Below are 22692 nucleotides of genomic sequence, written 5' to 3'. Positions count from 1 at the left end.
CATGGCGCAGCACGACAGCGGGCGAATGGGGGTGACCGCCACCACCGTCGACACTGTGGACGGTGCTGACCTGCGGCCGCACCGGCTCCGGGTCCGGGTCCGGGTCCGGGTGCGGGGTCCGGGGGCCGAACCACGGTGACCCCCGCCGCAGCAGGCGGCAGGGGTCACTCGGGTCTCGTGCGGCGCCGGGCGCCGTCGGCGGGTCAGCCGGCGGTGCCGAGCACCGGCGGCGCGGCGTCCCCGCCGTCCTGCCACACCATCTCGTCCTCGGTCAGCCAGGTCAGCCGCTCGTCGGACTCGTCGTCCTCGGGGCGACCGTGCCCGCCGAGCACCCCGGGGCGGTTGGCGCCCCGGCCGTTGCCCGTCAGACCCTGGCGCCCACCCGCGGCCGACCGACCGGACTCACCGCGGCGGCCGTCGATGCTCCGCCCGACGCCACTGGCGGACCGGCTCTCGGCGGCGGCGGCGCCGCCGGTCGGCCGGGCCGCCGTGGTGGGCGTGCTGCTCGACCCGGCGAGCGCGGAGGTGCGCAGCACCCCACCGGCCGGCGCTCCGAAGAGCAGGCCCGGCCCGCCCGAGGCGCTGGCAGCCACGGTGGTGGTCAGCCCGGCCGCCCCGCCGGTGAGCAGGGCCCCGCCGAGCAGCGGGTCCGCGCTGGCGAGGGAGGTGGTGCTGCCCTCGGGGTCGCTACCGGTGCCCTCCGGCCCGATGGCGACGACCGAGGTGCCACCGTCCTGGCCGGGGACGGAATCGCCCCCGCCGGCCGGCGGAGGTGCCACCCCGTCGGGCGTCGCGACTGTCGCGCCACCGGTGTGCGCGGTCAGGCCGGTGGCGGTCGGAGCTGCCGACGGCGTCGTGGTGGCCGGGCCGCTGCGCGGCGTCGGCCGGTCCTGGTTGGTCGTGTGCGGAGTCTCCGGGTGGGGGTGGGGCGGGTCGACCACCCGGTCGTAGGCGGAGAGGTCGTAGCCGGCGGCCAGCTCGGCCACCACGTTCACCATCCGCTGGTGGGCCTTCTCCTGCTCTTCCTTGTCCTGCTGGTGGCCCATGATGCCCCCGACCACGGCACCGGGCAGGCCGAAGGCGGCACCCTTGAGCGCGCCCGAGATGGCCTGGTCGTTGTCGTCGGTCTCTTCCGGGCTCTCGGCCTGCTTGTGCGCGGTGCGCAGCTGGCTGGCCATCATGGTGAGGCCCTGCTTGATGCCGGCCATGCCCTCGCCCAGCGCGTCGGAGTGATCGACGATCAGCGTCAGCCGGCGCTGGAACTCCCGACCCGCCGGGCCGGTCCAGGTGTTGCCGAGCTTCTCCAGGTCGCCGCTCAGCTCCCGGCCGAGGCCGTCCAGGATGCCCTTGAGGGCGGCCCACTGGGCGGCGATCCCCTCGATCTGCTCCGGCTTGCCGGCCATCACCGCGTCGTACAGCTCGCGGTGGCTCTTGTCCTGGTAGCGCTGGGTGTACTCAGACACTGCCGTCCCCCTTCGGCTGCAACGCCCGGTCGACACCGGTCAGCGCAGCCGTGATGTCGGTGGCGTTGGCCGCGTTACGCGCCTCGGCGGTGCGGTAGTTGGCCAGGATGGTGCTTGTCGCCTGCTGCGCCGCCTGCACCGCCTGCCGGAGCCGCTCGGCCTGATCCACGTACGACTGGTGGACCTCGCTGTAGCGGCGCGAATTCTGGGTGGCGTCGGTGAACGAGCCCAACGCCGGTGGACTGCACTGCATCTCGGTGTTGAGCTTGCGCAGCACCGACTCGGCCTGACTGAGCCGCGACGTCAGGTGCTGGTGGAAGTCCTCAAGGGACAGCAGGTCGACTTCCGTACGCCCGGTCATGGCAAAATCCCCGTCGTTCTGGTTGACAACCGTCAGCGAACCCAGGTTAGTCCACTGCCGCGACCCGGGGCGACCCGTCCGAACGCCTCAGCCGTCGGCGCCGGTCGATGCCCCGGGCAGCCCACCGCCCGTGCCGCCACTCGCCGGGGCGCCCGTGGCCGTAGTGGACGACGTCGGCTGCGGCACGGACGCGGACGCCGGCTCGTCACCGGGTGCGAACTGCGCGAGCGCGTCCTCCCGGTCCAGGGTGGGCCCGGTCGGGATCAACGCGAGCAGCGAGCCGGGCACCGCCAGCGGGGTGACCCCTTCGTAGCCGAGCGCCCCCAGCGTCTCGGCGGAACCGAGCGGGTACCGGACACCCTGCGGGCTGATCAGGTAGACCGTCGCGCCGGCGGCACCGGACCCACTGGTGCCGGCGCCGGGCGCGGCCTGGGCCAGTACGCCCTTGCCGCCGGGCAGCAGCACCGACTCGGCCGTGCGCACCGCGTCCCGGTTGGTCTGGCGCACCGGCACCGAGCCGGGCTCGTCCGCCGTCAACTCGGCCGGAGCCCGGTCGAAGACCTCCAGCGTGGTGGTCGGGGGACCACCGGCGCTGCCGGCCCGGTACGTCGCGCAGAGCAGCGTCTGTCCGGCCCGGGCCTGGTACAGGGTGGGCAGCGTCCGGGGCATTCCCTCCGCGTCCACCCGCTGCTCGGTCAACAGCCGACCGGCCTGGTCCGGCGTGATGTCGGTGATCTGACCGCCGCCACTGATGAGCAGCAGGGCAGTGATCTCACTGATCGAGACGAGACCCTCCCGCGCGAGCACGTAGTGCTGCCCCGCCGCCTGGAAGACCTGACCGATGGTGGCGGGTCGGCCGGCGACGCTCAGCCCGCTGCGGTCGCCCATTCCGGGCAGCGACGGCTTGCGTAGCGGCGGCCCGGCCGGCACGGCGTTGAGCAGCTGCTGCCCGACCGGCAGCGGCGCCGTGCCGGTCATCCGCAGCGCCGCGACCGCCTGGTCACCGCCGCGCACCTCGAGCCGGGAGTTGCCGGTGAGCAGGTGCCGCTGACCGTCCACGGTGACCAGCACCGCCCGGTCACCGAGCGGCGCACCGCCGGGCAGCGCGCGGTCGATCACGACGCGGGTGGTGGAGTGGCGCGGGTCGGCCGCGTCGGGCACGTCGCAGACGGACCACGGCAGGCCGGTCAACGACTTGCGGTCCGGCAACGCGTCGGGCGCGCCGACGATGCCGACGGTGTGCCCCCGGGGTCGGTCGCGCAGCGCCGCCTGCGACATGGTGCGCACCGTGGGGTCGGGCTCGTTGAGGATCAGCCGTGCCGAGGCGTAGTTGAGCGTCGGATGCAGCTGTCCCTCGGCGAACACGTACGTCGCGCCGGTCTCCCGCTCGATGACCAGGGTGTTCTCTTCCAGCGGCGCGGTGTTCCCGGTCAACTGGCCGTACGCGCCCACGCCGCCGAGCACCACCGCCGCGGCGATCACACTGCCGAAGACCGCCATGCCGAGCCGTCGCATCGGCAGGTTGGTCGTCTCCGGATCGCCCGACACGAGCGCGGAGACGATCCGACGGGTGACGAAGCGGTACGCCTGCACCTGATCGCGGCGGGTCCGCATGACTTACCTCCGGCGGGGTGGATCCGCGACGATGTCCTCGGGGTGCCGTCGCGGGCTTCCCTACGATAAGGGGCCGACGGCGGGTCCTCGGGGCCGCCGCCGGATCGGTGCCGGGCCGACCCGGCGCAGAGTCGTACCGTCCAGGAGGGACAGTCAGCGATGACGCAGGTTCAGGCGCCACCCGCCCGAGCGGTCACGAGGCCGTCCGACGTCCCGGTACGGGCCACCCCGGCGGCCGATCGGGCGGGTCGGGGTCGCATCGGTCCGGTGCTGGTCGGCCAGCTCGTCGTACTCGAGGTGTGTGCCCTCGCCGTCTGGGCCGCGACGGCCGGGCCGAGCTGGCTGCTCGCCACGGTCGCCGCCCTGGCGGTCGCGGTCGTGGTGGCCGCGTTCGCCCGCCGTGGCGGTCGCTGGTGGTTCGACGACGTGCTGCTGCGTCGCCGGCTGCGCCACCGCCGCGAACGGGCGGCGGCCGCGCTGGCCGGCGGGACCGCCGTGGACCCCCGGCTGGCCGCGCTCGCACCCGAGCTGAGCGTCATCGAGTTGACCGACCGGGGCACCCGGCTCGGCATCGGGCAGGACGAGCAGGGCTGGTTCGCCGCCGTCGCGCTGCAACCGGTCACCGGCGCCACGGTCGGTTCGGTGGACGCGGCGACCGTGGACCGCGCGTTGCGGGTCCTCGCCGACTTCTCGGCCCCGGTGTCCAGGGCCCAGGTGGTCGCGCACACCCTGGTCTGGTACCCGGCTCCCGGTGCTCCGCCAGCGGCGCACCGGACCGTCTGGGTGGCGCTGCGGCTCACGGTCCACGACGCACGGGTCGAGACGGTGAGCCGGGGCGGCGGGCTGCCCGGTGTCCACCGGACGCTGGCCGCCGGAATCGGCCGGTTGGGCAAGGCGCTGACGGCGGCCGGGTTGGCCCACCGCCCGCTGGGTCGCGACGAGCTGCGCGCCGCCGTGGTGTCGGCCGCCGGGCTGGACCTGGTGCCGGAGCCGCCGACGGAGAGCTGGCGGGGGCTGCGCGGCGGCGGCTGGACGCACCGCTGCCTGACCCTGCGGGGCCGCCCGGACGCGCCGCTGGGCCCGCTGGTGGACGCGATCACCGCCACGTCGGCCCCCTCGCACACGGTGGCCGCGGCGGTGTCGCCCGACGGGCGCATGGCCGCGCCGATGCTCCGGGTCGCGGCGATGGACAACCACGTCGAGGCGCTGGTCAAGGTCGTCCGGGACGTCGCGCACCGCGCCGGCACGCCGGCCCGGTTGATGGACGGGCAGCACGGCCCGGGCGTCTACGCCAGCGCGCCGGTCGCGTCGGCGCTGGGCGGCGCCGGTCGTCGGCAACCCCGCTGACGGAGCGCTGGAGCCTCCCCGGTCAGGGCCGCAGGTTGACGATCCAGCCGTACAGGCCGCAGACCCAGACGGCGAGCGGCACCAGCGCGATGATCAGCATGATCTCGACGATGTCGAGCAACCGGCCCCACACCGGCGAGATGCGCTTGCCGGCGACGGTCAGGCCGTAGATCAGGCTGACCACGGCCGCCAGCAGCAGGCCACCGAGGATCAGGCCGAGCCGGACCGGAAGCGATCCACCGGCGAAGGTCGCCGCGGCGGCCAGGCCCAGTCCGACGGTGCCGGCGAGCAGCACCGGAACGCGCTGGGCCCGACCCAGGAGCGGACGCGCCCGCAGCAACGACAGCAGGGCCAGCACCAGGCAGAGCAGCACCGCCGGCAGGCGGCCGTCCAGGGCCAGCACGAGCTGCGCGCCGAGCACCAGCACCGAGACCGTCCACAACAGACCGGTGAGGAACTGGTCGGCCCGGTCGCTCCGCTCCAGCACCTGCCGCCCGTCCACCGACTCGCTGTCGGTCTTCAGGTCGTCTGGGCCGGTCGGGATCGACGGCACCGGCAGCCGGGCCAGCCGGTAGGCCACCATCGGCAGCGCCGGCACCACGCCGAACGCCACCGCCGCCACCACCGCGGCCCCGGCCGCGGCGTCGATGCGGAGGGCCAGGCTGAGCAGCGCACCCAGACCCGTCCCCGCGCCGACCCCGATCGCGGCGAAGAAGAGGGGGTACCGGTCACCGACGGCCAGCACGGCCACCGCCCCGGCGACCACCACGGCGGTCGCCGCGAGCAGGACGTGCGGGCTGGCCAGCTCGGTCAGCTTCCGGTCACCGGCGAGCAGCAGCAGGCCACCGGTGCCCGCGTGCACCAGCCCGACCATCGCCAGCACCGAGCCCGTCCCGCTGTCACCCGCGGCCCGGGCGAGCACCGCCGCGCCGACCAGCAGCGCCACCGCGACCAGCAGGGCGGCCAGCGCGCCGGGCAGGTGGGGAGGGCCGGTGAACAGGGCGGCCAGGGCGCCGGCGCCGAATGCCGCCGCGGCGAACAGCACCGCGAACGATCGGGTCGCCCCGACCTGCCAGGAACCCGGCCGCTGGGTGGTCGCGGTGGCGACCGCGTCCACCACGTCGTCGAAGACGACCTCCGGCGCGGAGGCGGACCGGGGGTTGAAGTACAACACCTCGCCGTCGCGGACACCGAGCTGCGCGGCCGTACGGCCACCGTCCAGCGGTGCGCCACCCAGGCGGGACAGCGCCCAGCCGCCGTGCCGCACCCCGTCGTCGGCCAGGTCCTCCCCGGCGTAGCGCAGCAGGGTGGGCAGAAGGTCCGCCATCGGCACGTCCGACGGCAGGGCCAGATCCATCCGGGTACGGGGGGCCACAATGGTGATCCGGCTCAGACCACCGGTCGCCGTCTTCGTCGCCACAGTGGCCTCCTGGTGTCCATCTACGATCGGCGGGCCGGGGTCCCGCGGTGCGGGTGCACCGCGCCCACGGGAGATTACCTACGATGACGGGCACGTACAGTGCCCACCCGCGGGCTTCGGGCCGCGCCGGCACGACAGCAGGGCCGCTTCTGGGGAGGAGACAGCCGTGAGCACGGTCGTGTTCCGCCGACCTCCGCGCCAGCCGGGGCCGGCCCTGCCGCGAGGTGAGGTGCTGCTGGAGTCCCCGCCCGAGCTGCCCGAACAAACGCCCCGCGGGATGGGGCAACTGCTCATGATCCTGCCGATGGTCTGCGGTGTCGGTGCGATGGCGTTCCTCTACGCCGGCCGGGGTGGCGGCATGATGACGTACGTCGCGGGCGGCCTGTTCGGCGTCTCGATGCTCGGCATGGCCATCGGCTCGCTCAGCAACGGTGGCAACGACAAGGCCGAGCTGAACGCGGACCGCCGCGACTACATGCGTTACCTGGCGCAGATGCGCAAGCGCACCCGGCGGGCGGCGGCCCAGCAGCGGGACGCGATGAACTGGCGGCACCCCGAGCCCGACGCGCTCTGGTCGATCGCGGCGTCCCGCCGGCTCTGGGAGCGGCGGATCACCGAGCCCGACTTCGGTGAGACCAGGATCGCGCTCGGCCCGCAGCGGCTGGCCGTGGAGATCGTCCCCCCGGAGACCAAGCCGGTCGAGGACCTGGAGCCGATGAGCGCCATCGCGCTGCGTCGGTTCGTTCGCGCACACTCCACTGTGCCCGAGCTGCCGACCGCGCTGTCGGTGCGCGCGTTCAGCCGGGTGGTGCTGCGCGGCGACCGCGATCCCGTGCTCGACCTGACCCGGGCGGCCCTGGGCCAACTGGCGACGTTCCACGCCCCGGACGACCTGGTCGTCGCCGTGGTCGCCGCGCCCGACCGGCAGGCGGCCTGGAACTGGGTGAAGTGGCTTCCCCACGCTCACCACAGCGGCCGGACGGACGCGGCCGGCGCGCGCCGGCTGGTCTTCGCCAGCCTGGCCGAGGCCGAGGAGTCTCTCGCGGCCGAGCTGGCCGGGCGACCCCGGTTCGCCGCCGAGGCCAAGCCGCTGACCACCGCGCCACACGTGGTCGTGGTGGTCGACGGTGGCGAGATCTCCCCGACCTGCCAGCTGGTGGGCCAGGGGCTGCTCGGCGTCACCCTGATCGACCTCTCCGGGACGGTGCCGCGCGACGCCGGCCGCTGGCTGCTCTGCCTGGACGTGGGCGACGGCACCACCCTCGACCTGATCCGGGGCAGCTCGTCGTCGCGGCTCGGACGACCCGACCGGCTCACCGCCGAGGCCGCCGAAGGGCTGGCCCGGCAGATCGCGCCGTACCGGCTGTCGCAGCAGCAGACCAGTAACGAGGAGCCGCTGGCCCGCAGCACGGAGCTGCCCGACCTGCTCGGCGTCGGTGACGCCGCCGCCGTGGACGTGCACCAGACCTGGCGGCCGCGCGGTCACCGGGACCGGCTGCGCATCCCGCTCGGCGTCGGCCCGGACGGCAACGTCGTCGAACTCGACTTCAAGGAGTCGGCGCACGAGGGTATGGGCCCGCACGGCCTGGTCATCGGCGCGACCGGCTCGGGCAAGAGCGAGCTGCTCCGTACGGTGGTGGCGGCGCTGGCGGTGACCCACTCGTCGGAGGAGCTGAACTTCGTCCTGGTCGACTTCAAGGGCGGCGCGACGTTCGCCTCCCTGGAGGCGTTGCCGCACACCAGCGCGGTGATCACCAACCTGGCCGACGAGCTGCCGTTGGTCGACCGGATGCGCGACGCGCTGGCCGGTGAGATGGTGCGCCGGCAGGAGTTGCTGCGCGCGGCGGGCAACTACGTGTCCCGGTTCGAGTACGAGAAGGCCCGGGCGGCCGGTGAGCCGTTGGCGCCGATGCCGAGCTTGTTGATCATTTGTGACGAGTTCAGCGAGTTGCTGGCCGCGAAGCCGGACTTCATCGACCTGTTCGTGATGATCGGTCGGCTGGGTCGGTCGCTCGGCGTGCACCTGTTGCTGGCCTCGCAGCGCCTGGAGGAGGGCAAGCTGCGCGGCCTGGACACCCACCTGTCGTACCGGATCGGTCTGCGGACCTTCTCGGCGGTGGAGAGCCGGATCGTGCTCGGCGTGCCGGACGCCTACGAGCTGCCCAACGCTCCCGGGCACGGCTACCTGAAGACGGACACCAGCACCATGCTGCGGTTCCGGGCCGCGTACGTCTCGGGGCCGTACCGGGCGCCCGGCCAGCAGGCCTCCGCGTCGCAGGCCCTGGTGCAGCGCCGGATCGTGCCGTACGGCGTCAGCTTCATCCCGGCGCAGGCCACGCAGGTGTCGGTGGACGCCATGCCGGAGCCGGAGCAGCCGGCCGACGGCAAGGCTGTCGCGATGCTGGACGTCCTGATCGACCAGCTCAAGGGTCGGGGCCGGCCCGCGCACCAGGTGTGGCTGCCGCCGCTGGCGGAACCGCCGGGCCTGGGCGAGCTGCTCGGTCCGCTGGCCGTCGACCCGACCTACGGGTTGTGCACGGCGTCCTGGCCGGGCCGGGGTCGCCTCACGGTGCCGGTTGGCGTGGTGGACCGCCCGTACGAGCAGCGCCGCGACCCGATGATGGTCGAGCTGGCCGGAGCGGGCGGCAACGTGGTCATCGTCGGCGGTTCGCTCAGCGGCAAGAGCACCATGCTGCGGTCGCTGCTGGCCTCGCTGGCGCTCACCCACACGCCGCGCGAGGTGCAGTTCTTCTGCCTGGACTTCGGCGGTGGCGCGCTGCGCAGCCTGGAGCGCCTGCCGCACATGGCGGGGGTGGCCGGCCGACGCGACGTCGAGGCGGTGCGACGCACGGTGGCCGAGGTGGTGGCGGTGCTGGACGAGCGGGAGATGCGCTTCGCCCAGTACGGCATCGACTCGGTGGCGAGCTACCGCCGTCGCCGGGCGGCCGGCGAGTTCGCCGACGACCCGTTCGGCGACGTGTTCCTGGTGGTGGACGGCTGGAACACCCTGCGCCAGGATTACGAGGAGCTGGAGCAGACCATCACGACGCTCGCCAACCGGGGCCTGGGCTTCGGGGTGCACGTGGTGCTCACGGCGGTGCGCTGGGCGGAGATCCGGATCAACATGCGCGATCTGCTCGGCACCAAGTTGGAGTTGCGCCTGGGCGACGCGGCGGAGTCCGAGATCGACCGGCGCTCGGCGATGAACGTGCCGGAGAAGTCGCCCGGTCGCGGCCTGACCCGGGACAAGCTGCACTTCCTCACCGCGATCTCGCGGATCGACGGTCGGCGCGACATCGAGGATCTGAGCGAGGCGTCGGTCGCGCTCGCCGGGCACGTGGCGGCGAACTGGCCGGGGCGTCCGGCGCCGAAGGTGCGGCTGCTGCCGCGCCGGCTGCCGGTGTCCGAGCTGGCCCGGATCATCGACCGGTCGGCCCCCGGTCTGCCGATCGGCGTCAACGAGTCCGCGCTCGCGCCGGTCTACCTGGACCTGGCCAACGAGCCGCACCTGACGGTCTTCGGCGACGCCGAGTGCGGCAAGACCAACCTGCTGCGGCTGATCGCCCGGGGCATCACCGAGCGGTACACGCCGGCCCAGGCGCGGCTGGTGATCGCCGACTACCGGCGTGGGCTGCTCGGCGCGGTGGAGGGCGATCACCTGCTCGACTACGCGCCGTCCAACCAGGCGTTCGCGCAGGGGCTCGGCTCGATCCGCAGCGCGCTGTCCAACCGGCTGCCCGGCCCGGACGTGACCACCGCCCAACTGCGGGACCGCAGCTGGTGGAAGGGACCGGACCTCTACATCCTGGTGGACGACTACGACCTGGTGGCCTCCGGTGGCAGCAACCCGCTGAGTGCCCTGCACGAGCTGCTGCCGCAGGCCCGTGACATCGGTCTGCACCTGATCGTCACACGTCGGGTCGGCGGGGTGTCCCGGGCGCTCTACGAGCCCGTGCTGCAACGGCTGCGTGAGCTGGACTCGCCCGGCCTGCTGATGTCCGGCAACCGGGAGGAGGGCGCGGTCTTCGGCACACTGCGTCCGAGCCCGCAGCCACCCGGTCGGGGCACGCTCGTCCGCCGCCGCGACGGCCAGCAGTTGATCCAGACCGCCTGGTCCGAGCCAGCCTGATTGAGCCGTCACACCGGGGCTCGCGGAGCCGACCGTGTGGAATCAACGGATGGCGATGCGTGGTCGCGGGGCTCTTCGGGTCGGAATCCCGTCCGAACGGGCCGCACAAACGACGCGATTCACCGCCATCCATCGAACGCGGCCGGCCAGGGCTGCGATGGCTGGACGGATTCCGCTACGGTCTCAGGTGGAGTGTCCGTCGGTGGGGTGTTGCTGCCTTGCCGCGGGGGAGGGGCGCGGCAAAGCCGCCGCCACAACATGACGGAAGGGTGTGAAGCATGGCGTTCGAGGTCGAAGCTGCGACTCTGCATACCGCCGCGAGTGACGTGCGGTCCACGCGCAGCGAGGTCGACGGCGAGCTGAAGAAGCTGTGGAACGTAGTCGACGACCTGGCCATGGCGTGGAAGGGTCAGGCGTCCACGGGGTTCCAGTCGCTCATGACTCGCTGGAACGAGGACACCGTAGGTCTGCTGACCGCGATGGACAACATCGCGGACCTGCTCGACAAGTCGGGTACGACGCACCAGGTCAACGACGAGGAGCAGCAGCAGATGCTGGACAAGTTCCACTCTGCTCTCAACCCGTGATCCGTAGCCAGCAGAGGAGGAAGTCGTGACGATCAAGGTTGACTACGCGGTCCTCGAGAGCAGCAACCAGCAGATGCAGGCCATCTCGAAGACCATCGACGAGAAGCTGGACACGCTGCGGTCGATGCTGTCCAAGCTGCAGTGGGAGGGCGAGGACCGGACCGCCTACGAGCAGCACCAGGCGAAGTGGGACTCGTCGGTCCGGGACATCAACCGGATCCTGAACGAGATCGGTGGTGCCGTCGGCATCGCCCGCGAGAACTACGTCTCCACCGAGATGAGCAACTCCAAGGTGTGGGGCTGACACAATCACCAGTGCGGCTCCGGTCCGGCTTCGACCGGGCCGGAGCCGCATTGTGTTGGCGTCGGCGAGGTACTGGGAGAGCGATGCGTACGGGGAAGCCTTTCCGATCGACACGGGCCGTGGGCGCGGCCGTGCTGGCGCTGTGCGCCGCGCTGGCGCCCGCGGTGACTGTCGCGCCGACGCCGGCTCGGGCCGCTGACACGGTCCGTGGCCTTCAGTGGTACCTGGACTACCTCAAGATCCCCGCCGCGCACAAGATCACCAAGGGCGCGGGTGTCGTGGTCGCCGTCGTCGACACCGGGGTCGAGGCCAGTCATCCAGACCTGCGCGGGCAGGTGCTCGCGGGGCACGGCACCAACGCCACGGCCGCCCCGGACGGCCGGCGTGACGACGACAAGGTGAAGGGGCACGGCACCTCGATGGCCGGCATCGTCGCGGGACGCGGCGGTGGCGCGATGCACGAGTTGGGCATCGCCCCGGCCGCGAAGATTCTCCCGGTCTCGATGGGCGCCAATTTCGATAACCAGGACGTGGTCCTGGGAGTCCGTTGGGCTGCGGACAACGGCGCCGACGTCATCAACCTCTCGCTCGGCGACGAGGGGACGGCTCAGCCGGAGCTCGTGGACGCCATCAACTACGCGCTGAGCAAGGACGCCGTGGTGGTCGCCTCGGCGGGCAACACCGAGCAGGGCGACCGACAGGTCACCTCACCCGCCAACATCCCGGGCGTCATCGCCGTCTCCGGGTTCGACAAGCGCGGCGGGTTCTTCGCCGGCTCGGTGCAGGGCCCGGAGATCGTGATCGCGAGTCCGATGGAGAGCATCATCGCCCCGGCGCCCAAGGCGGTCTCGCCGAACGGCTACTCGCTGGCCAGCGGCACCAGTTCGGCGGCCGCCATCATGTCCGGTGTGGTGGCGCTGATGCGCTCGAAGTACCCGAAGCTCGATGCGCCCAACGTCATCAGCCGTCTGATCGAGACCGCACGCGATGCCGGTCCGGCCGGCCGGGACCCGCAGTTCGGCTTCGGCCGAGTCGACCCGATAGCCGCCCTGACCCGATCGGTGCCGGCCGTGACGGCGAACCCGCTGTTGGAGGGCGCGGCGGCCGGTCCGACCCGCTCCGGCGGGGCCGCCCGGCCCGGCAAGGACGACGACGGCCCGGCGGTCGAGTTCGGCGTCTCGAACAAGGCCGGCGCGATCGTCCAGGTGGGACTCTGCCTCGGCGTGCCGATCATCGGGCTGATCGTGCTGCTGGTGGTGCTGCGACGCCGCAAGCGGCGCGCACCGCCGGCCGCCGTCGGCCCGTACCCCGGCGTACCCGGCATGCCGCCACCCGGCTGGCCCGCCCAGCCGCCACCGGCCTACGGCCCGCCGCCGCAGCCCGTCCCCGGGTACGGCCCGCCGCCGGGCCAGCCCGGACAGGGGTACCCGCCGCCCGGCCATCCCGCGTCGGGTCATCCGCCCGCGCCGACCGCTCCGGCGCCGGGCCCGTCCGGCTGGCCGGGCTCGGGCCCGCCGCCGCCGGGCCCGCAACAGCAGCAGTGAGCGCAGACCACCAGTCAGGGTTTCGGGGAGGGGACCGATGACGGACGACAGGACCAAGCAGCCGGAACGGTACGTGAACGACGACCTCTACATCCCGATCCCGGTGGGCGGGATGCCGACGTCGGGCCTCGCCCTGACCGGCTTGGAGATCGACAACGTCGACCACGCCGCGGCGCCGAAGGGCCTCGTCGCCGCGCCCGGTGAGGCAGGCGTCAAGACCGAGTGGGACGCGACCAGCCTGGACTCGGCCATCACCTGGCTGGAAACCCATGCCGCGTACCTGAACAAGCTCTCCTACGACATGGTCGACATCCAGGATCTGATGGGTGGCGCGGCCAGCGGCGTGGCGGGCGGGGCCGGTGGCCAGCCGAGCCCGCTCGGGGGGTTCGACTGGGCGGCCCGGCTGGCCGCCAAGCACCAGGGGCTCTACCAGGGCACCGAGTCCGGTGTCCGCAAGCTCTCGCAGAGCCTGTACGACGCGGCGGAGGCGCTGCGCCAGGTGAAGCAGAACTACGAGACGGCGGAGGAGCAGAACAGGATGTCCGCCGCCGACATGCAGCGTGTCTTCGGCGACGTGGCCGGCAATGGCGACGGACGCTAGGACGGGGGAGGACGGCAGATGGGCCTGAGCTGGGAAGAGATGTGCCAGAAGGTCGTCATCGACGGCCGGCCGGGTGACGTGGAGAGCGCCGCCCTCGGCTGGGAACAGCTGATCAAGAATCTCAACAACGTCAAGCAGAGCCTCGACACCAACATCAAGGACCTGGGCACGACCTGGAAGGGTCCGGCGTACGAGGCGTTCAAGGGTCACATCGAGCAGATCTCCAAGGACACCGGGCAGATCGTGGCGGACGCGGAGAAGGGCAGCGGCATCGTCCAGTCGCTCAAGACCGCCGCCGACAAGCTCACTGCGGCCCAGCGGGACTTCCCGGTCCCGGCGACCTGCGTCAACGACGTGCTGGAGGCGCGTAACGCCAAGCTGACCCTCGGGGTCGGCTTCTTCGAGGCGAAGGTCTCGCCGGACTTTCTGGGCTGGTTCGACCCGGTGACCGCGATCGCCGACTGGATCAACGACCAGTCGGAGGACGCGGCCCGGGTCTACGAGCAGGTGAGCGGTGACTACCAGGCCATCGCGCCCGGCACTCCGGGTGATGCTCACGGCCCCAATACGCAAAGTCCGAAGCCCGAGATTCCCAATCTGGGCAACGGCGGCGGTGGTGGTGGCGGTGGTGGTGGCGTGCCGAAGCTCGGCGGCGGCCCGCCCGGGGGCGGCCTGGGCGCCTCGCCCTCGATCGGCGCCACCGACATGCCGGGCACCGGCAACCTGCCCAGCGGGTCCGGCGCCCATCCCGACCTCTCCGGCGGGTACGACTCCGGCACGGGCACCTACCCGGGCACCGGTGGCGTCCCGGGCGTCGGCGGTGCGGGCGACGAGTTCAGCAGTGGCCTCGCGGGTGCCGGTGGTGGCGGTTCGCCCGGTCTCAGCACCGGTCTCGGAGGCGGCGGCCTGGGCTCGGGTGGCGGGCTCGGCAGCGGCGGTGGTGGCGGCCTCGGCAGCGCCGGTGCTCTCGCGGGCGGCGGCGCGCTCGGCCGGGCGGTCTCGCCGGGCATGGGCCCGATGATGGGCGGCGGCGCGGCGGGTGCCGGTCGTGGCGGTGGCCGGGGCGCCGGTGGCCGACTCGGCGCGGGCGGCAAGCTGGGCGGCGGCATGGCACCCGGTATGGGTGGCGTCGCCGGTGGCGGCGGCGCCGGTCGGGGCGGTGCCGGGCGTGGCGCCGCGGGGGCCGGTGGTCGGGGCGCGGGTGCTCGCGGCGCCGGTGGCGTGGCTGGGACGGGCGGCGGTGCCGGCTACGGCGAGGAGGACACCGCCCGCAACACCTGGTTGGAGGAGGACGAGGACGTGTGGGGCGCCGACAGCGGTGGCACCTCAGGCATCCTGCGCTGAGCTTTCCGCGTCACGGCGCTGCTGTGGTCGACCGCAGCAGCGCCGTGACGTGTCCCACGGACCAACCGTCCCGGGGGCTGTGCCAGCCGCTCAGCCGGTGACCGGTTCGTCGGTACGTCGGCCCGGCCGCCAGCCGCGTCGGCGGCCGCGCGCCACGATCGGTCGCGTGATCAGCAGCAGTACGGCGAGTAGAGCTCCCACCGCGGCGGCCCAGATCGCGACGGTGCGCTGCCAGCTCAGCGGGTCGGCCGCCGGGGCGGGTGCGGCAAGCGTGTCGACCGGCGGGTTGGTGCGGGTGCCCAGCAGGCTCGACACCGCCCGGTACGGGTTGACCACGCCGTAGCCGACCTCGGCGTTGCGCCCCTGCGGCGGGTTGTCCGCCGTCCGCTCCAACCGGTCGGCGACCTGCTCCGGCGTGAGATCCGGGTAGGCGGCCCGAACCAGCGCGGCCACCCCCGAGACGTACGCGGCGGCGAAGCTGGTGCCACCCGTCGGCTCGGCACGGTAGCCGGATCCGCCCGGCGCCGGGCCGATGATGTTCAGTCCCGGCGCGGCGACGTCGACGAAGGTGCCGCTCACCGAGGTGCCCACGTGCCCGCCCTGCTCGTCCACGCCGCCGACGGCGATCACCCCGGGGTACGCCGCCGGGTAGGCGGGCCTGTCCTCCTGGGTCTCCTGCCGGTTGCCGGCGGCGGCGACCAGCACCACCCGCTTGGCGAGGGCGCGTTCGACGGCCTGTGCCAGTTCGGGGCGGGGCAGGGTCACCAGGGACAGGTTGATCACGTCGGCGCCGTTGTCGACCGCCCAGTCGATGGCTGCGGCGATCTGCCCGGGCAGCCCCTCGTCGTTGGTGCCCTTCGCGTCCGGCAGGACCCGGATGGGCAGGATGCGCGCCGCCGGGGCGATACCGCTGAACGGCACCCCGGTGCCGTCCTTTCCGGCGATGATGCCGGCGACCATCGTGCCGTGACCGGCCAGGTCACACTGCCCCCGGTTGGCCGGCAGGTTGTTGAAGTCGCGGCCCTCGAGCACCTGACCCTTCAGGGCCGGGTGGATGGCGGAGACCCCGGAGTCGATGACCGCGACCGTCACCCCGGCACCCCGGGACAGCGGCCACGCCGAGGCCGGATCCACCCTTCGCAGCGCCCACGGCATCTGCACCAGACCGTCCTCGCCGGCCGGGCCGCAGGTGGGCGCTGCCGCGACCGCAGGGGAGGAGGGGACCACCAGGGCGGCGCCGAGCAGGGCCGCCAGCGTTCCACTGAGGACAGCTCGGACGACACGGCGGGACGGCTCGGTCGCGCTCGGCGGCAGGCATTCGCGCACCCGCAGAGATTACCGCTGCACCGCGTCGGGCAGCGGCCCGGCGACGCCGTTCCGGGCGGGAACGATGACGTCGCTCAGCGGGGGGGGGCGATGACGACGGTCAGGGCGGGTAACGGGTCGCCGCTCGAAGCCGGCGTGGGATGACGCCGGTCAGGGCCGGGACGCGACGTCGTCGGCGGGTGCTTCGGCGAACAGCGCGAGCAGGTCGCCGACCTGGCGGTCGGCCTCGGCGGGGTGCCGGAACCGGCCGGCGGGGTTCAGGGTGTACTCGTTGCGGCGCCCCACCCGGGTGCGATGCAGGTAACCGCCGGCCTCCAGGTCGGCGACGATCGCCTGGGCGGCCCGTTCGGTGACGCCCACCTCGGCCGCCACGTCGCGCAGTCGCGCGGTGGGATCACGGGCGATGGCCAGCAGCACATGCCCGTGGTTGGTGAGGAACGTCCAGTTCCGGCCGCCTCCGGCCGTCGCCGCGCTCGTCATGGTGGAGCCGCCTCTCCGGTTGTCCGCCCCACCTCCGTGCCCGCCGGAGGGTCGGGCCAGGTGCCGACGGACCGGCCCGGTCCCCACGGCCGGAGGGCCGGTTCGGGGGTCAACGTATGAAATCTAAATCACGCATATCTTGACGCATCTTGCGGTGCGTGTGACCGTGGAGCCCGAGCCAGCGCCCACCGCCGGCCCGGCTGAAAAGCCTCTTGAGCAGGTCAAACGCGTGGAGACGAGGTGCGGGGATGAGCCGTTCCGGTACGCCTGGCGGGCAGCCGGGCCCGCAGCGGGCCGCCGATCGAGCGCCGACGCCGACCGAGCCGGCCCGAGCGTACGCCGAGCTGACCGCGGGCAACCGACGCTTCGTCAGCGGGGCGCCGCGCCACCCCAACCAGGACGCCGGGCACCGGGCCGCCGTGGCCGACGGGCAGCACCCGTTCGCGGTGATCGTGGGCTGCTCCGACTCCCGCCTGGCGGCTGAGATCATCTTCGATCGGGGGCTGGGCGACCTCTTCGTGGTCCGTACGGCCGGGCACACCGCGGGCCCGGAGGTGCTGGGCAGCGTGGAGTACGCGGTGACCGTGCTCGGCACGCCACTGGTGGTGGTCCTCGGCCACGACTCGTGCGGTGCCGTGCAGGCCGCCCGTGAGGCCGCCGCCACCGGCGTCGCGCCGCCGGGGCACCTTCCCGCGGTGGTCGACGCGGTGCTGCCCAGCCTGCGACGTGCCACCGCCGAGGGCGTGGACGACATCGACGGCATCGTCGACATCCACATCGCGCAGACCGTCGAGACGCTGCTCGGGCAGTCGCCCGTGCTGGCCGACGAGGTGGCGCAGGGGCGGTGTGCGGTGGTGGGCATGTCGTACCGGCTCGCCGCCGGTGCGGTGCGCCCGGTCACCCCCGTACCGGTGGGTGTCGCGACGTTCGACACGCCCGGCGCCTTGGACGACCCGGCAGCTTCCGCCGCCTGACGCGGACCGCCCCGGCGATTTCCGCCGTCTGACGCGACGAGGGCCGCCCCGCCTGATGCGGGACGGCCCTCGACTTCTTGGCACCGGGTCAGAGCAGCGACATGTGCACGTGGTCGGTGTGGTTCGACGGTCCGCTGTACGACTTCCAGCCGGTCGCCGGGAACCAGATCTGCCGGTTCCAGATCACGTAGTAGATGCCGAGGCGGTCGGCGTTGCGGATGAGGAACGCGGCGACGTTGTTGCCGTACATGCGGGTGTCGTTGTTGTGCCACGGGCTGAAGCCGCTCTTCTGCAACGACCAGTCACAGGCGCGGCCCTTCGGGTGCTCGAACGGGCCACCGTTGCGGTGACAGCCGACGAACCGGTTGAACCCGGCCCGCTTGACCTCCTTGTACGCGTGCAGAGTGCGCGGCGTGACGCAACCGGAGGTGGTGGGATCGTCCTCGCTGCAGGACTCGGGCTTCCAGTCGCCGTCGGCGGTGCGACCCGGGCCGATCCGGGCGACCGGCGAGACGGCGTCGACCAGACCGCCGGTGAAACCCTGACCGCCGACCAGCGCGAGCGCCTTGTCCGCGTCGCGCTTGTCCTTCGCCATCAGGGCGGTCTGCTTCTGCTGCTCGCGGACCTCCGCGTCGAGGGCCAGCTTGGCCTGCTCGGCGCGGGACTTGACCGCGTTGACCTCGGCGAGCTTCTTCTCGTTGACCATGTTCATCTCGTCGAGCGCCGCAGCCCGTCGGACGAACGAGTCCGGGGCGTCGCTCTCCAGCAGCATCGCCATCGCGCCGATCCGTCCGGTCCGGTACGACTGGGCGGCGATCTGCGCGACCTGCGGGGCCAGCGCCGCCAGGTCGGCCTTGGCCCGCTCGACCTCCAGCGCCAGCTCAAGCTGCCGCTTCTTGGACTTGTCCAGCTTGGACTTGGCCGCCACGTAGTCCCGGTTGGTCTGCTCGATGACGTCGTTGAGGAGCTTGGGTTCGTCTTCCTCCTCGTGCCCGGACGGTGCGGGGGTCGTCGGGGCGGCGTGGGCCGGGAGGGGCCCGGCGAACACGGTCAGCGCAGCGAGCACGGCCACCACGGGTGTCAACCAGCGGCGTAGGGGTGCCGTCACAATGTTCCCTTCCGTCGACCGCCGACCGGGTTAGCTGACGGGTTCGGGGCGGAAGTGGCCCCTACCGCTGTCGCGGATTCACCCCACGTGCCTGGGTCCCCGGCTCGCCGGTTGGCGATTAGGCGGTGGCACCGCAGGCGCCGCTGCGCGCCTTCGTCGGTGACCGGCAGCGAGGTTACCCGAGAGTCCACCGCCTGAGCTACGTCCCGAGGCCGACTAAAAGCGTCATTTCGCCATGGCGTTGAGTGACCAGTGACGCGGTTCTCAGGGCGCAGGCCCGATCCGGTCACGCTGAGGAGTGTCACCATGCCGTATCCGTGCTCCTGTTCGGCTCTGGCCACCCGGTGGTGGCGGTGGATGGGGGTGCGCTCCGCTCCGGGTCGGGCCCGTCCGGCCGACCCGCTGGCGGGGAGCTGAGGGCGGCCAGTGCCTCCGCCCGGTCCGGACGGGGGCGCGGCGTCAGGACGTCGGCGGCCGCGTCCTGCGCCGGCGTCGACCCGGCTGCGGTCACCACGGCGGCCAGCCCGGTGGTGAGGGGTACGGCGGCGATCAGTCCGAGCGTGGCGACCGCGCTGCGGACGATCTCCTGGGCGAGGAACTCGCTGGTCAGGATCTGCCCGAGAGGGCGGGTGTCGGCGGTGAGCAGAAGCAGCAGCGGAAGGGAGGCGCCCGCGTACGCCAGGACGATGGTGTTGACCGTGGAGGCGATGTGCGCCCGCCCGACCCGGGTGGCCGCCCGGTAGAGCTGCAGCCGGCTCAGGCCGGGGTTGGCGTTCGCCAGCTCGGTGACGGTGGCGGCCTGGGTGACGGTCACGTCGTCGAGCACGCCGAGTGAGCCGATGATGATCCCGGCGAGCAGCAGGCCGCGCAGATCCACATCGGCCTGGAACATCGACAGCGTGGTGGCGTCCTCGCTGCCGAAGCCGGTCAGATGGGTGGCGGCGGTGGCGATGGTCGCGAGCACGCCGGTGAGCACCAGGCTGCCCAGGGTGCCGAGCACCGCGACCGAGGTCTGCGCGGTCACTCCGTGTGTCAGGTAGAGCACCACGAACATGATCAGGGCTGCGCCGACCACCGCCACCAGCAGCGGTGACCGGCCCGCGCTGATGCCCGGCAACACGAAGGTGAGCAGGATGGCGAAGCTGGCGGCCAGCCCCGCCAGCGCGGCCAGGCCCCGCCACCGGCCGAACGCGACGATCGCGGCGGCGAAGACCACCGCGAGCCACACCAGCGGCTTTCCGCGCTGATGCTCGGCGATGTTCCAGCTGCTGGTGGCGGGATCGGTCGGGTCGGTCAGCTCGACCAGAACGACGTCGTCGCCGACCTCGACCCGCGGAGCGCCGGGCCCGGCGGGAACGGGCGTGCGCACCTGCTGGCCGGCGCTCGGCCCGTCCTCGATCCGTACGTCCACGGTCCCGCACGGCCCGGTGGCCGGCGTGCCCTCCGGGTTGGCCGACGGTGGGCAGGGTTCGGTCACCACCCGGGTGACCGTGCCGTGGTGGCGCGGCGCGTCCGTGCCGCCGCCGGTCTGCGGCGACCCGTCCCGTGGCCAGAGCACCACGGCGGCGACGACGGTGGCCACAAAGAGCGGCACCACCGTCGCGACGAGGATCCGCCGGACCCGGGGTGGGACGGGCGGAGCGGTACGGCTGTGGTCGGAACCCAATGCGAGAACTCCCAACGATCCGGTGCGGGGTACGTGCCGACGGGCCGGTCGGTTCACCTCCGCCGGAGGAACGCGGTGCCGGGTGCATCGGATTGCCGGCTGGCGACCCGGTGATCACACAGGGTGAGCCGTCGGAGCGGCCGGTCGGCGGAAGCGCCGCGCCGTGGCGGCGCCGGTGCCCTTCTGGGCGGTGGGGTCCGGTAGGCCATCGCCGGAATGCTAGCCAGCCGGACCGGGTGTCGCAGGTCGTGGCGGAGTGTCGGATGGTCGAACCGCCCGCGTGGCGTCGGCCGGAGCGGCATGTTGGAGTCATGCCCGCGTCCGAGCCCGCCCCTGAGCAGGCCGCCGACCAGAGCCAGCACGCGACGCCGGTCGACCACGATCAGCACGCCGGCCCGGAGAGGCACGCCGGCGCGGAGAGGCACGCCGGCCACGACAAGCACGCCGGCCACGACCCGGCGATGTTCCGCCGCCGGTTCTGGGTCTGCCTGGTGCTCACCCTGCCGGTGGTGCTGACCAGCCATCTGGTGGTGGACGGGCTCGGGCTCCGGTGGGACGTTCCGGGCCGCTCCTGGGTCGGGCCGGTGCTCGGATCGGTGATTTTCTTCTGGGGTGGCTGGCCGTTCCTGGTCGGTGCGGTGCGTGAGATCCGGGATCGGGCGCCGGGAATGATGCTGCTGGTCACGATGGCGATCACGGTGGCGTACTCGGCGTCGTTGGCCACCAGCCTGGGCGCCTTCGACCTGGACTTCTGGTGGGAGTTGGCCGCGCTGGTCACCATCATGCTGCTCGGGCACTGGCAGGAGATGAAGGCCATCGGGCAGGCCCGGGGGGCGCTGGCGGCGTTGGCCGCGCTGCTGCCCGACGAGGCCGAGCGCGTGGCGGCGGACGGGCAGGCCGAGCCGGTGCCGGTCGGCGCGTTGCGGGTGGGCGACGTGGTGCTTGTCCGGCCCGGGGGTCGGGTGCCGGCGGACGGCCGGATCGTCGGTGGCGACGCGGAACTGGACGAGTCGATGATCACCGGTGAGTCCCGGCCGGTGGCCCGGTCGACGGGCGAGCGGGTAGTCGCCGGCACCGTGGCCACCGACTCGGCGATCCGGGTCCGGGTCGAGGCGCTGGGTGACGAGACCGCGCTCGCCGGCATTCAGCGCATGGTCGCGCAGGCGCAGCGCTCGGGTGGCCAGGCCCAACTGCTGGCCGACCGGTTCGCCGCCGCGCTGTTCTACGTGGCCGCGGGCACCGCCGTGGTGACGCTGGTGGTGTGGACCGCGCTCGGTGAACCCGACCAGGCGGTGGTCCGTACGGTCACCGTCCTGGTGATCGCCTGCCCGCACGCGCTCGGCCTGGCCATCCCGCTGGTCGTGGCGCTCTCCACCGCCCTGGCGGCGCGGCGCGGGATCCTGGTCAAGGACCGGTTGGCGCTGGAGCGCATGCGGACCGTCGACGCGGTGCTCTTCGACAAGACCGGCACGCTGACCCGGGGTGAGCACGCGGTGAGCGACGTGGTGACGACCCAGGGGCTGGAGCGGGAGGAAGCGCTGCGGATCGCCGCCGGCGTCGAGTCCGACAGCGAGCATCCGCTGGCTCGGGCGATCGTGACGGCGGCCGGGTCCGCCGGCCCGGCGCGTGCCACCGGCTTCCGATCGCTGCCGGGCCGCGGCGTGCGGGCCACCATCGACGGTACGGAGTACGCGGTGGGCGGCCCGGCGTTGCTGCGGGATCTGGGCCGAGCGCTCCCGGACGACCTGGGGGCGGCGACCGGCCGATGGTCGGCGCGCGGGGCCGTGGTGCTGTACCTGGTGCGGCTGCCGGACACCGTGCTCGCGGCGTTCGCGCTCACCGACGAGGTGCGTCCCGAGGCCCGGCAGGCCATCGCCGAGCTGCGTGCCGAAGGCATCCGCACCATCGCCATGATCACCGGCGACGCGCGGTCCGTGGCCGAGTCGGTGGCCGTCGATCTCGGCTTCCGGCCGGGGGTGGACGAGGTCTTCGCCGAGGTGCTGCCGGCGGAGAAGGACAGCCGGGTCGCGGAGCTCCAGCGGCGAGGGCTGACCGTGGCGATGGTCGGCGACGGGGTGAACGACGCGCCGGCGCTGGCCCGCTCCGACGTCGGCATCGCGATCGGGGCGGGGACCGACGTGGCGATCGAGTCCGCCGGGGTGGTGCTGGCGTCGTCCGACCCGCGCGGTGTCGGTGCCGTGGTCCGGCTCTCCCGGGCGTCGTACCGCAAGATGCGGCAGAACCTGGCCTGGGCCGCCGGCTACAACGTGGTGGCGTTGCCCCTGGCGGCCGGGGTGCTCGCCTGGGCCGGGGTGGCGTTGAGCCCGGCGGTGGCGGCGGTGCTGATGTCGGCGTCCACCATCGTCGTGGCGCTCAACGCCCAGTTGCTCCGCCGGGTACGCCTCGACGCGGAGCCCGACTGAC

At 73.2% G+C, this 22692-nt stretch carries 18 protein-coding genes and 1 riboswitch; of the genes, 10 read left to right on the top strand and 8 right to left on the bottom strand.

What is annotated here, in order from left to right; all coding sequences use genetic code 11:
• Nucleotide 1: 1 nt before the first annotated feature.
• Entirely contained in the window at nucleotides 2–139 is a 138-nt protein-coding gene (locus ACGGAQ_RS04085; protein ID WP_393044407.1) for a hypothetical protein, read from the top strand.
• A gap of 64 nt (nucleotides 140–203) precedes the next feature.
• Here the strand turns inward: ACGGAQ_RS04085 and ACGGAQ_RS04080 are convergent, their stop codons facing one another.
• The 3 genes from ACGGAQ_RS04080 to eccB all read right to left on the bottom strand — a co-directional run bounded on the left by ACGGAQ_RS04080 (nucleotide 204) and on the right by eccB (nucleotide 3438).
• Nucleotides 204–1463, bottom strand: a complete 1260-nt coding sequence (locus ACGGAQ_RS04080) for a hypothetical protein (protein WP_393044405.1) — start codon at nucleotides 1461–1463, stop codon at nucleotides 204–206.
• Nucleotides 1456–1824: a hypothetical protein gene (locus ACGGAQ_RS04075; RefSeq protein WP_393044403.1), complete on the bottom strand. Its 369-nt coding sequence runs from the start codon at nucleotides 1822–1824 to the stop codon at nucleotides 1456–1458. Before ACGGAQ_RS04075 ends, ACGGAQ_RS04080 begins: the two co-directional genes overlap by 8 nt.
• A gap of 87 nt (nucleotides 1825–1911) precedes the next feature.
• Nucleotides 1912–3438: a type VII secretion protein EccB gene (eccB, locus tag ACGGAQ_RS04070; protein ID WP_393044401.1), complete on the bottom strand. Its 1527-nt coding sequence runs from the start codon at nucleotides 3436–3438 to the stop codon at nucleotides 1912–1914.
• Nucleotides 3439–3597: 159 nt separating this feature from the next.
• Between eccB and ACGGAQ_RS04065 the strand changes: the two genes are divergently transcribed.
• Entirely contained in the window at nucleotides 3598–4785 is a 1188-nt protein-coding gene (locus tag ACGGAQ_RS04065; RefSeq protein WP_393044399.1) for a type VII secretion protein EccE, read from the top strand.
• A gap of 22 nt (nucleotides 4786–4807) precedes the next feature.
• Here the strand turns inward: ACGGAQ_RS04065 and eccD are convergent, their stop codons facing one another.
• Nucleotides 4808–6205 carry a type VII secretion integral membrane protein EccD gene (gene eccD, locus ACGGAQ_RS04060; protein WP_393044397.1) on the bottom strand — a complete coding sequence of 466 codons (1398 nt, stop codon included), beginning with the start codon at nucleotides 6203–6205 and terminating at the stop codon, nucleotides 4808–4810.
• Between the two features lie 166 nt (nucleotides 6206–6371).
• Between eccD and eccCa the strand changes: the two genes are divergently transcribed.
• The 6 genes from eccCa to ACGGAQ_RS04030 all read left to right on the top strand — a co-directional run bounded on the left by eccCa (nucleotide 6372) and on the right by ACGGAQ_RS04030 (nucleotide 14714).
• Nucleotides 6372–10334 carry a type VII secretion protein EccCa gene (gene eccCa, locus ACGGAQ_RS04055; protein WP_393044395.1) on the top strand — a complete coding sequence of 1321 codons (3963 nt, stop codon included), beginning with the start codon at nucleotides 6372–6374 and terminating at the stop codon, nucleotides 10332–10334.
• Nucleotides 10335–10612: 278 nt separating this feature from the next.
• A complete protein-coding gene (locus ACGGAQ_RS04050; protein ID WP_393044393.1) occupies nucleotides 10613–10921 on the top strand; it encodes a WXG100 family type VII secretion target in 309 nt (102 codons plus the stop codon).
• Nucleotides 10922–10946: 25 nt separating this feature from the next.
• Nucleotides 10947–11225 carry a WXG100 family type VII secretion target gene (locus ACGGAQ_RS04045; protein WP_354855539.1) on the top strand — a complete coding sequence of 93 codons (279 nt, stop codon included), beginning with the start codon at nucleotides 10947–10949 and terminating at the stop codon, nucleotides 11223–11225.
• A 119-nt stretch (nucleotides 11226–11344) separates the two neighbouring features.
• Nucleotides 11345–12769 carry a S8 family serine peptidase gene (locus tag ACGGAQ_RS04040; RefSeq protein WP_393044391.1) on the top strand — a complete coding sequence of 475 codons (1425 nt, stop codon included), beginning with the start codon at nucleotides 11345–11347 and terminating at the stop codon, nucleotides 12767–12769.
• Nucleotides 12770–12806: 37 nt separating this feature from the next.
• On the top strand, nucleotides 12807–13370 hold the full coding sequence (locus ACGGAQ_RS04035) for a hypothetical protein (RefSeq protein ID WP_393044390.1): 564 nt from the start codon (nucleotides 12807–12809) through the stop codon (nucleotides 13368–13370).
• Between the two features lie 18 nt (nucleotides 13371–13388).
• Entirely contained in the window at nucleotides 13389–14714 is a 1326-nt protein-coding gene (locus ACGGAQ_RS04030; protein WP_393044389.1) for a WXG100 family type VII secretion target, read from the top strand.
• Nucleotides 14715–14804: 90 nt separating this feature from the next.
• Here the strand turns inward: ACGGAQ_RS04030 and mycP are convergent, their stop codons facing one another.
• Together mycP and ACGGAQ_RS04020 are read right to left on the bottom strand one after the other, a co-directional pair.
• Entirely contained in the window at nucleotides 14805–16040 is a 1236-nt protein-coding gene (mycP, locus tag ACGGAQ_RS04025) for a type VII secretion-associated serine protease mycosin (RefSeq protein ID WP_393044388.1), read from the bottom strand.
• A gap of 150 nt (nucleotides 16041–16190) precedes the next feature.
• On the bottom strand, nucleotides 16191–16520 hold the full coding sequence (locus ACGGAQ_RS04020) for a MarR family winged helix-turn-helix transcriptional regulator (protein WP_354855544.1): 330 nt from the start codon (nucleotides 16518–16520) through the stop codon (nucleotides 16191–16193).
• 248 nt (nucleotides 16521–16768) lie between these two features.
• On the opposite strand from ACGGAQ_RS04020, the gene ACGGAQ_RS04015 reads away from it, so the two are divergent.
• Nucleotides 16769–17494, top strand: coding sequence for a carbonic anhydrase (locus tag ACGGAQ_RS04015; RefSeq protein WP_393044385.1), 726 nt, complete (start codon nucleotides 16769–16771; stop codon nucleotides 17492–17494).
• Between the two features lie 88 nt (nucleotides 17495–17582).
• Here the strand turns inward: ACGGAQ_RS04015 and ACGGAQ_RS04010 are convergent, their stop codons facing one another.
• Both ACGGAQ_RS04010 and ACGGAQ_RS04005 read right to left on the bottom strand, forming a co-directional pair.
• Nucleotides 17583–18602: a coiled-coil domain-containing protein gene (locus ACGGAQ_RS04010; protein ID WP_393044384.1), complete on the bottom strand. Its 1020-nt coding sequence runs from the start codon at nucleotides 18600–18602 to the stop codon at nucleotides 17583–17585.
• 4 nt (nucleotides 18603–18606) lie between these two features.
• A riboswitch (cyclic di-AMP (ydaO/yuaA leader) is annotated at nucleotides 18607–18737 on the bottom strand.
• 166 nt (nucleotides 18738–18903) lie between these two features.
• Nucleotides 18904–20268, bottom strand: a complete 1365-nt coding sequence (locus tag ACGGAQ_RS04005; protein ID WP_393044382.1) for a YibE/F family protein — start codon at nucleotides 20266–20268, stop codon at nucleotides 18904–18906.
• 311 nt (nucleotides 20269–20579) lie between these two features.
• On the opposite strand from ACGGAQ_RS04005, the gene ACGGAQ_RS04000 reads away from it, so the two are divergent.
• On the top strand, nucleotides 20580–22691 hold the full coding sequence (locus ACGGAQ_RS04000) for a copper-translocating P-type ATPase (protein ID WP_393044380.1): 2112 nt from the start codon (nucleotides 20580–20582) through the stop codon (nucleotides 22689–22691).
• Nucleotide 22692: the final 1 nt, after the last annotated feature.

Origin of the sequence: Micromonospora sp. NPDC047557 (assembly GCF_043205095.1) — a bacterium.
Lineage (GTDB): Bacteria > Actinomycetota > Actinomycetes > Mycobacteriales > Micromonosporaceae > Micromonospora.
Note: the sequence above shows the minus strand (reverse complement) of the source record. Positions and strands in the feature narration are given on the sequence as shown.